This is a genomic window from Citrobacter gillenii, from assembly GCF_013337685.1.
GTDB classification, from domain to species: Bacteria; Pseudomonadota; Gammaproteobacteria; order Enterobacterales; family Enterobacteriaceae; genus Citrobacter; species Citrobacter gillenii.
Genome location: NZ_SUQN01000002.1, coordinates 597,081 through 609,315, shown reverse-complemented (window position 1 = coordinate 609,315; position 12,235 = coordinate 597,081). Strand labels below are relative to the sequence as shown.

The window sequence follows — 12,235 nt, the reverse complement described above, 5'->3', positions numbered from 1 at the left end:
GTCCGTACTCCGGGTTTTACATCCCCATCAGAAATCCTCCAGCTCAGCGCGAGCGTGGGCAGAAACAATGTATTGCCCGATAAGCGTCAGCAGCGCTTGCGCATCCAGCTTAACCTTTCCATTTTCCTGCTGGCGTAACACATCGCCGGCCACCACGATTGCAACCGCATGTTTTCGCGGGTTAAAGCGAATAACCTGCATAAACCGTTTGGTGGTGAGATTCGGTTGATAATCATCGTCCATGAAGAATTCAATCGTCATCGAACTGGAAATAATCGTCAGGTTATAGTCGGCAATATTTTTTAGCGGTAGCGGCTGAGGCAACCACGGGCTGGCGATCGCGTCCTGCATCAGCACCAGCAGCGGCTGTCGCGTTCGTCGTAAGGTGATAATGCCCAACAGCCCAAAGGCAATTCCGCCGAAGGGGATCAACCAGCACCAGACGCTAACCGTCTTGAACACCACCAGAGCCACGCCCCCCAGCAGCAGAAAAAGACCTGCAGCCATCATGTACCACGCCGGTTTCGCACTCATCCATAGCGCGACCGAATCCGTTGCCTGTTGAGCTTCAGCTTCAAGAGCCTGACGATAATTCTCCCGTTGTGAGGTAACGTTTGCCGACATCATGCGTGAAAGCGATGTACACAGGGCATCTGCGTCGGGGAATAACCGGCGAAAAAAAGGGTTGTCACCCTCGACAACCGGGCGCGCTGCCCGCGCCAGAAGCTCGTCATCCAGTGCCACCCCCAGCGATGCAATGCGATCGCGCGTCGTCGGATGACTGTCCATCGGATGCGCAATTTCATTATTGATACTATTATGCAGCGCAAACTGCCCGCCCCCCTGCAGTTCAGCAACCAGGTAGGCAAGCCAGTTCGCGCTGGCTTCACGCCCACGAAAAATCGCGGCAAAAAATTGAGATACCGGTACTTCCAGCGCCGATATACGCAGTAACGCCGACGCGAACGCCGCAGGAGAAGACACCTTTGCACCTGTCTCATCGGCCGCATACTCCCGGAGCCGACTCCAGTCACTGACCGTTTCATGGAAGGTCTGCAAAAACCATAACCCCATATCCAGCGACGGGCGCAGTACGATGCGATCAAGCCACGAAAATCCCTGCGAGCTGTTCGCCATCTGCTCAAGACTGTTTTGCATCCCGGCATACAGAGGAACAAAACGCAGGCTGTACTGCGTATCCTCGCCGGTAAAATGTCCCAGCTCATGGCCAATCACCGCAGCCGCTTCCGCTTCATCCAGCAATGCCATATACGTTAACGGCAAGTAGAGCGTATTACCCGTTAGCCGCTTGCCCTCTTCAATTTGAACGGCATTGGCGGTGGCAAAGAAGCCGTCAAAAAATCCAACCACGATATTATCGGGCACCGTCAGTTCCGCGCGCCGGGTGATATCACCTATCCATTGCCAGAGCGCCGGGTTATTCGCGGCGGTGACATTCACCCCGCAAATCTCCGTATCGTCGGGTTGGAAGAGAGCGAAACATCGTCTGATCGAGGACAAACTTTTGAATAACATCCAGACAATAGCGCCGATGGTCATCAGGATAATCACCGCGAGTTTGAAACCACCCTCCCCACCGATATGAGATGCAATCCAGATAATCTCTGACAACGCCAGAGCAATAACCGCCAGACCACAAGCGACAATCTCCGCGGCCATCATAAAGGGCAACAGCCGACGGCAACGCGTAAATGTGCGAATAAGGCTGCTCTGGGAATGGCGCGAAGCGCGGGCGCTGGTTGTACATAGCCCTACAGCCGCCCCCACAATAAGTAAAGCCGCACCGGCAAGCGTTATCGCCAGTAGGGCCAGCATCAGCCGCAGCACCGCCTCTGCGTTGCCATCATTAAAATAGCCGGCTCGCCAGCACTGCCATAGCGCATAAATCAGGATGCCAGTCGGAACGGCAAAGAGATGAAGTGTTCCTTTTCTTTCCATTGAACAAAGTCCTTGTATTCGACCTGGAGCACCCACGTGGTTCTGGTCTTTGAATTGGCGGGATACCGTTGAGGAGAGAAGTATAGATAGCCCAACTTATTACAGGTAAACGTTTTTATCCGCCCCAGCCAAATTCAGAATTTTTCAGGCAAAACGATCGCAGCCCTTCGTCGCAACACCTCACAAACTTTAAACTTGCATTAACTAATTTTTAACTTATATTATCATTTGCAATCAAATTTAGTTTCGAATGAAAGTTCATGCGAGGTGGTTATGGCTCTTACTTTTACCAGCGACACGTTGCCTGCCGATCACAAAGCAGCAATCCGTCAGATGAAGCAGGAACTGCGGGCGCAGCTTGGCGACGTCCAGCAGATCTTCAGCCAGCTTAGCGAGACCATCGCCACCCGTGTGGCGGAGATCAACGCGCTTAAAGCACAGAGTGACGCTGTCTGGCCGGTACTGTCATACTCCGATATTCAGGCGGGCACCGTCACCGCAGAGCAGCGCGAAATGATTAAACGTCGTGGGTGTGCGGTCATTAAAGGTCATTTCCCTCGTGAACGGGCCCTGGGCTGGGATAGCTCAATGCTCGACTATCTCGACCGCAACCGCTTTGACGAAGTCTACAAAGGGCCGGGAGACAACTTCTTTGGCACCCTGAGCGCATCACGTCCTGAAATCTACCCGATTTACTGGTCGCAGGCACAAATGCAGGCCCGCCAGAGTGAAGAGATGGCTAGCGTACAGTCGTTTCTCAATCGTCTGTGGACCTTTGAAAGCGAAGGTAAACAGTGGTTTAACCCGGATGTTAGCGTCATCTATCCTGATCGTATTCGCCGCCGTCCGCCGGGAACCACCTCTAAAGGGCTGGGCGCACATACGGATTCCGGCGCGCTGGAGCGCTGGCTGCTCCCGGCGTATCAGCGCGTTTTTGCCTCAGTCTTTAACGGTAATGTAGCTGAGTACGATCCGTGGCAGGCGGCGCATCGCACTGACGTCGAAGAGTATACGGTCGATAACACCACCAAATGTTCGGTGTTTCGCACCTTCCAGGGCTGGACGGCGCTTTCCGATATGTTACCGGGCCAGGGGTTGCTACATGTGGTTCCCATTCCTGAAGCGATGGCTTATGTGCTGTTACGCCCACTGCTGGATGATGTTCCGGAAGATGAACTGTGCGGCGTCGCGCCAGGAAGAGTGCTGCCGGTTTCAGCGCAATGGCATCCCTTACTCATCGAGGCGTTAACCAGCATTCCGCAACTGGAAGCCGGCGATTCCGTATGGTGGCATTGTGATGTGATCCACGCCGTTGCGCCGGTGGAGAACCAACAAGGCTGGGGCAACGTGATGTATATTCCCGCCGCACCAATGTGCGAAAAAAATCTCGCCTATGCCCACAAGGTGAAGGCCGCGCTGGAGAAAGGTGCCTCACCGGGGGATTTCCCGCGTGAAGACTATGAAACAAACTGGGAAGGACGCTTTACCCTGGGGGATTTGAATATCCACGGTAAGCGCGCGCTGGGGATTATTTAATTTGTAACTTACACCCTTTTTCCTAAGTATTTCGCGTTACAGGAAGGCGGCCAGCCTGTAAGTCCCCGGAGCTTACATAAGTAAGTGACCGAGGATTTACAGGTGCAGCCAACACACCTGTAACGCGAAAGACGACGGATAAAATTATTCGACGCCTTTGCTACGCAGATAGTCTTCGTAGTTACCAGTGAAGTCGATCACGCGTTCCGGCGTAATCTCAATCACGCGGGTGGCCAGCGAGCTGACGAATTCGCGGTCGTGAGAAACAAAGATCAGCGTGCCCTGATACATTTCCAGCGCCATGTTCAGCGATTCGATAGATTCCATATCCAGGTGGTTGGTAGGTTCATCCATCACCAGAATATTCGGTTTCTGCATCATCAGCTTACCGAACAGCATGCGCCCTTTTTCACCACCGGACAGCACTTTAGCAGGCTTTTTGATATCGTCCTGGCTGAACAGCAGACGACCAAGGAAGCTGCGAACAACCTGCTCGTCATCGCCTTCTTGTTTCCACTGGCTCATCCATTCGAAAACGGTCATATCGTTTTCGAACTCATATTCGTGATCCTGCGCGTAGTAGCCGATTTGCGCATTCTCAGACCACTTAACGGTGCCATTATCCGGCTCCATGTCGCCGACCAGCACTTTCAGCATGGTCGATTTACCCACGCCGTTAGCCCCGATGATGGCAACCTTTTCGCCCACTTCCAACAGCAGATTGAAGTTTTTAAACAGCGGGCCGTTATCAAAACCTTTGGTCAGTGCTTCGACTTCCAGCGCGTTACGGAACAGTTTCTTATCCTGTTCGAAACGGATAAACGGGTTCTGACGGCTGGATGCTTTCACTTCGTCGAGCTTGATTTTATCAATCTGACGCGCACGAGAAGTCGCCTGACGAGATTTCGAAGCGTTGGCGCTAAAGCGGCTGACGAAGGATTGCAGATCGGCAATTTGCGCTTTTTTCTTGGCGTTATCGGCCAACAGACGCTCACGTGCCTGGGTTGCTGCCGTCATGTATTCATCATAGTTACCCGGATAAACACGCAGCTCGCCGTAGTCCAGATCCGCCATATGCGTACAGACCATGTTCAGGAAGTGACGGTCGTGCGAAATGATGATCATGGTGCTGTCACGCTCGTTCAGCGTCTGCTCCAGCCAACGAATGGTATCAATGTCCAGGTTGTTGGTCGGTTCATCGAGCAGCAGGATGTCCGGGTTAGAGAACAGCGCCTGCGCCAGCAGCACACGCAGCTTCCAGCCTGGTGCCACTTCGCTCATCGGGCCGTAATGCTGTTCTACCGGAATACCGACGCCCAGCAGCAGTTCACCGGCGCGAGACTCCGCCGAATAGCCATCCATCTCGCCGTATTTAACTTCAAGATCGGCAACTTTGTAGCCGTCTTCTTCGCTCATTTCCGGCAGCGCATAGATACGGTCACGTTCCTGTTTCACTTCCCACAGTTCAGCGTGACCCATAATAACGGTGTCCAGAACGGTGAACTCTTCAAAAGCGAACTGATCCTGACGCAGCTTACCAATGCGTTCGTTCGGATCGAGGGAAACGTTACCCAGCGTCGGTTCGAGGTCGCCGCCGAGAATTTTCATAAAAGTGGATTTACCGCTACCGTTGGCGCCAATCAGGCCGTAACGGTTGCCGCCGCCAAATTTGACGGAAATATTTTCAAACAGCGGCTTACTGCCGAACTGCATGGTGACGTTGCTGGAAACTAACACTGGCGTATCCTGAAAGAAGAAATATGTGACGAACCGCTTATTATGCCATAAGTCTGGAATAAGATCGCGCCTCTCGTGCGTGAGGGTTAAAGTGAAAGCAAAGGGAAAAAAATGTGATTTAGTACACATCCGAATTCCTTGTTGCTCCGAATGCACATATAATGCGTGCCCAACACTACATAAATCTCAACCCACTAGCCTGCTTGGCTTCAGAATCTCGCAAAAATGAATATGAAATTGACAACGCTTTTCGCGGCGGCGCTCGCAGTAGTTGGTTTTTGTAACACTGCCTCAGCCGTCACGTACCCGCTGCCTACCGATGGTAGCCGTTTGATTGGCCAGAACCAAGTCATCACCATTCCTGAAGGCAACACCCAACCGCTGGAGTACTATGCGGCTGAATACCAGATGGGTCTGTCCAACATGCTGGAAGCCAACCCGGGCGTGGATACCTTCCTGCCGAAGGGCGGCACCGTGCTGAACATTCCTCAGCAGCTGATCCTGCCGGATACCGTGCATGAAGGTATTGTTATCAACAGCGCTGAAATGCGTCTGTACTACTACCCGAAAGGCACCAACACCGTGATCGTTTTACCGATTGGTATCGGCCAGTTAGGTAAAGACACGCCGGTTAACTGGACCACCAAAGTTGAACGTAAGAAAGCCGGTCCGACCTGGACGCCAACCGCCAAGATGCACGCAGAATACCGCGCTGCGGGCGAACCGCTGCCAGCCGTTGTTCCGGCCGGTCCGGATAACCCGATGGGTCTGTACGCGCTGTATATCGGTCGCCTGTATGCCATCCACGGGACCAACGCGAACTTCGGTGTTGGCTTACGCGTCAGCCACGGCTGCGTGCGTCTGCGTAATGAAGATATCAAGTTCCTGTTTGAAAACGTTCCAGTCGGCACGCGCGTCCAGTTTATCGATGAACCGGTAAAAGCGACGACCGAGCCAGACGGCAGTCGCTACATTGAGGTGCATAACCCACTGTCTACTACCGAAGAACAGTTCGAAGGCGGGGAAATCGTACCGATTACGCTGACCAAGAGCATTAAGAGCATCACCGCTCAGCCGGATGTCGACCAAGCCGTCGTTGAGCAGGCAGTCCAGAACCGTTCTGGTATGCCGGTTCGTCTGAACTAAGCATCAAAAAATGCCGGATGGCGGCTGTCGCCTTATCCGGCCTACAGATTAAGTAGGCCCGATAAGCGCTAGCGCCATCGGGCATAATCCTCACATCATCTGCAGCAAACCATATCCCACCAGCGCCGCCCAGATCAGCATCGGCACAGAATACCAATGAAAACGCCACCAGATACGTCGATCGTTTGCCATACGTAAGGCAATAAGGTTCGCCAGCGATCCCGGTAACAGTCCAAAACCACCAATATTGACCGCCCAAGCCAGCAATACCGTTGGCGGGACGTAGTTCAGCAGCAAAATAGTGCTGGGCACATTACTGATAAATTGCGACAGGCCGATTGCCGTCAACCATAGACCGGGTTGCGAAAGCGTACCAACGTGGCCCGAAATGCCCCCGAGTACAGGTAACTGTGTCAACAGATGCACATCGATAAACATCGCCATAAACACCAGCAGCAGCGTCCAGTCCACACTTAAGATCACACGGCGAGCCAGCACCATAAAGCCTGCAGCGACAATCCCTAGCCCCCAAAGCTCAAGCTTGAGTTCCAGCGTCGTTAAAAAGACCAGATACAATGCCAGGCAACTCCACACCAGTCGGGGTTGCCAGTCAGGTGCAGACGTGCCGGTATGATAGTGCAACGCTTTACGCGGAAAACTAAACCAGCACAGCGCCACCAGCGTTAGCATCATCGCACCGGCGAGCGGCGCCATTTGCCAGGTAAACGCGGTAAATGACAGCCCGGATCGCCCCCACATCAGGATGTTCTGCGGATTACCGATCGGCGTCAGCAGCGATCCAGCGTTGACCGCCAGTGCCTCAAAAATAATCAGACGATTCACCGGGATCGCGCACAGTTTTTTCAGGGTGATGGTGAGCGGAACCACAATAAACAGGGCAACATCGTTGGTAAGAAACGTCGACAGTAACGCCGCCGCCAGCACCATAAATATCGCCAGCTGACGTTCTGTTTTAAAGCGGCGGGTCATCTTGCGGCCTAGCACATCAAAATAACCGCTTAGCTCCACACCTTTGGTCAGAAGCATCAGCCCTGCGAGCGTAATAATCGTGTGCCAGTCAATGGCCCCCGGCCAGTTCCGGGGCGCAAACGGCGCGAACAGACTCAGTACACACCCGGTAATAATGAGTAGCTGGAAAAAACGATCGCGCTGCAATGCGCGTAATAAAGGAAAACTCATTCAGAGTCGGTGCCTTGCTGTTGGGTAAACCGGCTAAACGCCTCCAGCGTTTCCTTGCTCACGTGGTGTTCCATCCCTTCCGCATCGCGGCGGGCGATTTCCGGGCTGATGCCTAACATTAGCAAGAAATTTTCGACGATCTGATGACGCTCGCGACTCTCCTGCGCCAACTTCTCGCCTTCTGCGGTTAAGAACACCCCGCGCCATGGGATCATTTCAATCAACCCCACAGAAGCAAGACGCTTGAGCATCTTAGCAACGGTGGGCTGGGAAACGCCAAGCCGGGCGGCCATATCCACCTGACGCGCTTCTCCCACCTCAATAATGAGATCGGAAATCAGCTCCACGTAATCATCGATCAGTTCACGTCGGTGTGCCTCCCTGACCTGACGAAACCCTTCAACATGTTCCTCAACATTCACCAATTGCGTCACTTTTTTTGTTGTTGGCATACCTGCGCGACGACTCATTCTGCTTCCTCGTTCCTGTGACGCGTTAACAGCATCTGATTAGAGAGCGGCCATTGTAAACCAGAGTTGCTTGGGCACAAAAATTTAACGTTTTAGCAATAGCTATATAATATAGCCTGTGCTATATCTGTATATAATAAAGACATCCCTCAAGGACTGATGGGAATGTGAAGTCAGGAGGTTCATATGAATGAATTCAAGAGGTGTATGCGCGTGTTTAGTCACTCTCCCTTTAAAGTACGGTTAATGCTGATCGCGATGCTGTGCGACATGATCAACGGCAAACCGGAGCAGGATAAACCTTCCGGAAAATAATGCGGCGTCGCGGTACGCCGCTTCTTTTTCCTGCCGTCTCCTCGATACGGTGGTCAGTTTGTCTCCCAATAACCCTTCTTTTTGTCCGTTTTGCCATCCCCTTCGCAAAACATTTTCTTTGTAGTAGTTGACCTTCTCCCGTACACACTCTATCTTTTCGCAGCCCTGCGTATATTGCGGCTCGCAGATGCGGACCTCATCCCTCTTCTCGCTCTCTCAGGCAGGCAATGACCCTTTGCGCCAGGGTAAGCACATGGCGTTTTTGCAACAGTGGCATATGAATTTAACCCTCAAAGATTCGCTTATTGCTCGTAGCCGGGTGCTAAGCCCGTGGACTGGCTTTTATTTCTTACAGTCTCTGCTGATCAACCTCGCACTGGGCTACCCGCTTAGCCTGCTTTATAGCGTCGCCTTTACCTGCATACTGCTGCTGTTGTGGCAATATGCACCGCGCACGCAAAAAACGCTGATCGGCATTTGTTCACTGATTGCAGCAATGTATTTTCCATTTGGTCAGGCTTACGGCTCGCCCAACTTCAATACCCTGCTGGCGCTGCACTCGACCAACATGGAAGAGTCCACCGAAATCCTGACCATCTTCCCCTGGTACAACTACCTGGTTGGCGTGTTTATCTTTGCCCTCGGCGTGCTCGCTGTACGGCGTAAAAAAGTCGCGACGCAACGCCGCTGGAACAAATTCGACAGTCTGTGTTTGCTGGTCAGCATCGTGGCGTTTTTTGTGACGCCGGTGCAAAACCTCGCCTGGGGCGGCGTCTTCAAATTAAAAGATACCGGCTATCCGGTGTTTCGCTTTGCCAAGGACGTTATCGTCAATAATTACGAGGTTCTTGATGAACAAGACCGCATGGCAAAGCTGGCGAGCGTTAAAGACACCTGGACTGTGACGGCGGTGAAACCTAAGTACCACACCTATGTCGTGGTGATTGGTGAAAGCGCCCGTCGCGATGCGCTAGGCGCGTTCGGCGGCCACTGGGACAACACACCGTTTGCCAGCAGCGTTAACGGCTATATTTTTGCAGATTACATCGCGGCCAGCGGATCAACGCAGAAATCACTTGGCTTAACGCTGAATCGGGTGGTCGATGATAAGCCGCAGTTCCAGGATAACTTTGTCACCCTCGCCAACCGCGCCGGATTCCAGACATGGTGGTTCTCTAACCAGGGACAGATCGGTGAATACGATACGGCAATCGCCAGTATCGCCAAACGCGCTGACGAAGTTCATTTCCTGAAAAACGGTGACTTCGAAGCCGATAAGAACACCCGCGATGAAGCGCTGTTGAAGATGACTGCTCAGGTGTTAGAAACGGAGCGAACTCAACCCCAGCTCATCGTGCTGCACTTGATGGGTTCGCATCCGCAGGCCTGCGATCGTACCCAGGGAAAATACGAGACCTTCGTTCAGTCGAGAGAGACATCGTGTTATCTGTACACCATGAAGCAGACCGACGACCTGCTGCGCCAGCTCTACGATCAGCTGCATAACAGCGGCGACAGCTTCTCGATGGTTTACTTCTCCGATCATGGGCTCGCCTTTAAAGAACGCGGTAAAGAAGTGCAGTATTTGGCACACGACGATCAGTTCCAGCAGAATTTCCAGGTGCCGTTTATGGTGATATCCAGCGACGATAAAGCACACCGAGTGATTAAAGCCCGTCGTTCCGCGAATGACTTCCTGAGCTTTTTCTCACAGTGGACTGGGATCAGCGCGAAAGAAATTACCAACCGCTACCGCTTTATCTCGGAGAAAAAGGCCGGACCGGTGTATATCACCAACTTTAAATTACAGAAGGTGGACTACAACCATCTTGGTACCGATATCTTCGAGACCAAATCACGCTAACCGTGCAAATCACAGACAAAAAAAATCCGCCCCTAGAGGCGGATTTTTCATATCACCGAAGTGATTAGAAGCGGTAACCCACGCCAGCAATCCAGGTGCCAACGTCAACGCTACGAATACGGCTCTGCTCGTAAGAGAAGTCCAGAGCAACGTTTTCGATCGGGTTGAACTGCAGGCCCGCACCGTAAGAGAAACCGTAGTCGCTGGTGCTGTGGTTGTCAGCAGGAGATGCTGCGTTCTGGAATTTACCGTAGCCAACACCAACAACGCCGTAGATGCTTGCCCAGTCGTTCAGACGGTAAGCAGGACCTGCAGTGATGCCGTAGTATTGGGTTTTGTTGTAGTCGCCAGAAGCATCGGTACGATCTTTTTCAGTGTAAGTGAAAGAACCGATTACGCCCAGCGGGTTGTTGTCCTGCTCGTAGCGATACTTCAGGTTAAAACCGTTCATTTTGTTCGCAGCGCCCTGAGCATCGCTCTGAGCATAACCACCGGTCACGGTAGAAGTAGACGCAACAGCGGAACCTGCGGAGAAAGCCAGAACAGCGGCCAGTGCTGAAAGACATGCAATTTTTTTCATAACCACCTCAAATGTGCTTCAAGTAAATCTTAAGTTTTAAATATACCAAAAATTGATGGGAAACTCTTTGCGATTAGCGATGTCTAACGGGGGTTTTCATGTAACAGAACATTTCAAACACCCGCTATCTCTTTCAATTAACATCACTTTTATAACGAATAATGCCATTATTGCGCGCACAATACGGCACATTCATCCGGAAAATTCCTAATCACGCAGATTATTAATCCATCACTTTCAGGCCATTGTACGGATCTGTGCAGTTTTTTTTTCAACGAATACTCAACCACCTGCGTGTATTTCCAGTACACTCGCTCTTTTACTTAAATTGACAGGAGAAAGGATGCTGGGGTCGTCACGTAAAACGCCAGTCTGGTTACCTATTTTGGTTCTGCTGATTGCAATGTCCTCTATACAAAGCGGAGCATCACTGGCGAAGTCGCTATTCCCTGTTGTCGGCGCACCAGGCGTTACCGCGCTACGTCTGGCACTGGGAACGCTAATCCTCATCGCATTCTTTAAACCCTGGCGGTTACGCTTTGCCAAAGAGCAGCGTCTTCCTCTGCTGTTTTATGGTCTGTCGCTGGGTGGGATGAACTATCTCTTCTACCTGTCGATTCAGACCGTCCCGCTCGGTATTGCCGTGGCGCTGGAGTTCACCGGACCGCTGGCAGTCGCGCTGTTCTCTTCCCGACGCCCAGTGGATTTCATTTGGGTCGCACTGGCCGTACTCGGGCTCTGGTTCCTGCTGCCGTTGGGTCAGGACGTGTCGCACGTCGACTTAACCGGTGCCGCGTTGGCGCTGGGCGCAGGTGCCTGCTGGGCAGTCTATATTCTTACCGGCCAGCGTGCTGGTGAAGAGCATGGCCCGGCAACCGTGGCGGTAGGGTCGCTGATTGCAGCGATCATTTTCGTGCCGCTGGGCGCGATTCAGGCCGGAGATGCGCTGTGGCACTGGTCGATTCTGCCATTGGGCTTAGCGGTCGCCATCCTCTCTACGGCGCTGCCCTATTCGCTGGAAATGATCGCCTTAACGCGCCTGCCTACGCGCACTTTTGGCACGCTGATGAGCATGGAGCCTGCGCTGGCGGCTGTTTCCGGCATGATCTTCCTCGGAGAAACGCTGACGATGGTACAAATGCTGGCGCTGGGAGCCATTATTGCCGCGTCAATGGGCTCTACGCTCACCATCCGTAAAGAGCCGCAAATTAAGCAACTTGACGTGAATTAACCTGTCGTTATTCTGCATGGTTTGCATAATCATGCAGAATAGCCTTTTGTTTATCTCAGTGATTATTATTCTTATACCGACATTGTTTCTCAATTCCTATTTCCTACGAATATAAACATCCAGAAAAAATAGCTGACAACAGATTACAATTGCACTTATGCGCATGATCTAATTGAATATTTATATTTTCCATCCTG

10 protein-coding genes are annotated in these 12,235 nt (G+C 52.3%); 5 read left to right on the top strand and 5 right to left on the bottom strand.

The features are described from left to right. Positions 1-27: 27 nt before the first annotated feature. A complete protein-coding gene (locus FCH32_RS06635) occupies positions 28-1,959 on the bottom strand; it encodes a M48 family metalloprotease (RefSeq protein ID WP_174360671.1) in 1,932 nt (643 codons plus the stop codon). A 273-nt stretch (positions 1,960-2,232) separates the two neighbouring features. On the opposite strand from FCH32_RS06635, the gene FCH32_RS06630 reads away from it, so the two are divergent. After that, entirely contained in the window at positions 2,233-3,495 is a 1,263-nt protein-coding gene (locus FCH32_RS06630; RefSeq protein WP_174360670.1) for a DUF1479 domain-containing protein, read from the top strand. Between the two features lie 144 nt (positions 3,496-3,639). On the opposite strand, the gene FCH32_RS06625 is transcribed toward FCH32_RS06630, so the two are convergent. Beyond that, positions 3,640-5,232 carry an ABC-F family ATPase gene (locus FCH32_RS06625; RefSeq protein ID WP_115258984.1) on the bottom strand — a complete coding sequence of 531 codons (1,593 nt, stop codon included), beginning with the start codon at positions 5,230-5,232 and terminating at the stop codon, positions 3,640-3,642. 225 nt (positions 5,233-5,457) lie between these two features. Between FCH32_RS06625 and ldtB the strand changes: the two genes are divergently transcribed. Then, entirely contained in the window at positions 5,458-6,378 is a 921-nt protein-coding gene (gene ldtB, locus FCH32_RS06620) for a L,D-transpeptidase (RefSeq protein WP_115258985.1), read from the top strand. 90 nt (positions 6,379-6,468) lie between these two features. Here ldtB and FCH32_RS06615 read toward each other — a convergent pair whose 3' ends face one another. Then, on the bottom strand, positions 6,469-7,578 hold the full coding sequence (locus FCH32_RS06615; RefSeq protein WP_174360669.1) for an anion transporter: 1,110 nt from the start codon (positions 7,576-7,578) through the stop codon (positions 6,469-6,471). Further along, positions 7,575-8,048, bottom strand: a complete 474-nt coding sequence (gene mntR, locus FCH32_RS06610) for a manganese-binding transcriptional regulator MntR (protein WP_096757747.1) — start codon at positions 8,046-8,048, stop codon at positions 7,575-7,577. Before mntR ends, FCH32_RS06615 begins: the two co-directional genes overlap by 4 nt. 186 nt (positions 8,049-8,234) lie before the next feature. Between mntR and mntS the strand changes: the two genes are divergently transcribed. Then, positions 8,235-8,363, top strand: coding sequence for a manganase accumulation protein MntS (gene mntS / locus FCH32_RS06605; RefSeq protein ID WP_096757748.1), 129 nt, complete (start codon positions 8,235-8,237; stop codon positions 8,361-8,363). Positions 8,364-8,640: 277 nt separating this feature from the next. Then, entirely contained in the window at positions 8,641-10,227 is a 1,587-nt protein-coding gene (locus tag FCH32_RS06600; RefSeq protein ID WP_117341678.1) for a phosphoethanolamine transferase, read from the top strand. 64 nt (positions 10,228-10,291) lie between these two features. Here the strand turns inward: FCH32_RS06600 and ompX are convergent, their stop codons facing one another. Then, positions 10,292-10,807 carry an outer membrane protein OmpX gene (gene ompX, locus FCH32_RS06595; RefSeq protein WP_096757749.1) on the bottom strand — a complete coding sequence of 172 codons (516 nt, stop codon included), beginning with the start codon at positions 10,805-10,807 and terminating at the stop codon, positions 10,292-10,294. 343 nt (positions 10,808-11,150) lie between these two features. Here ompX and rhtA point away from each other — a divergent pair, with 343 nt between their 5' ends. Next, entirely contained in the window at positions 11,151-12,038 is an 888-nt protein-coding gene (gene rhtA / locus FCH32_RS06590) for a threonine/homoserine exporter RhtA (RefSeq protein WP_135912349.1), read from the top strand. Positions 12,039-12,235: the final 197 nt, after the last annotated feature.

What these genes read in the sequence shown, in the direction of transcription:
- FCH32_RS06635 (WP_174360671.1), bottom strand. Translation starts at nt 1,959, where the DNA reads ATGGAAAGAAAAGGAACACTTCATCTCTTTGCCGTTCCGACTGGCATC.
- FCH32_RS06630 (WP_174360670.1), top strand. Translation starts at nt 2,233, where the DNA reads ATGGCTCTTACTTTTACCAGCGACACGTTGCCTGCCGATCACAAAGCA.
- ldtB (WP_115258985.1), top strand. Translation starts at nt 5,458, where the DNA reads ATGAATATGAAATTGACAACGCTTTTCGCGGCGGCGCTCGCAGTAGTT.
- FCH32_RS06615 (WP_174360669.1), bottom strand. Translation starts at nt 7,578, where the DNA reads ATGAGTTTTCCTTTATTACGCGCATTGCAGCGCGATCGTTTTTTCCAG.
- mntR (WP_096757747.1), bottom strand. Translation starts at nt 8,048, where the DNA reads ATGAGTCGTCGCGCAGGTATGCCAACAACAAAAAAAGTGACGCAATTG.
- mntS (WP_096757748.1), top strand. Translation starts at nt 8,235, where the DNA reads ATGAATGAATTCAAGAGGTGTATGCGCGTGTTTAGTCACTCTCCCTTT.
- FCH32_RS06600 (WP_117341678.1), top strand. Translation starts at nt 8,641, where the DNA reads ATGAATTTAACCCTCAAAGATTCGCTTATTGCTCGTAGCCGGGTGCTA.
- ompX (WP_096757749.1), bottom strand. Translation starts at nt 10,807, where the DNA reads ATGAAAAAAATTGCATGTCTTTCAGCACTGGCCGCTGTTCTGGCTTTC.
- rhtA (WP_135912349.1), top strand. Translation starts at nt 11,151, where the DNA reads ATGCTGGGGTCGTCACGTAAAACGCCAGTCTGGTTACCTATTTTGGTT.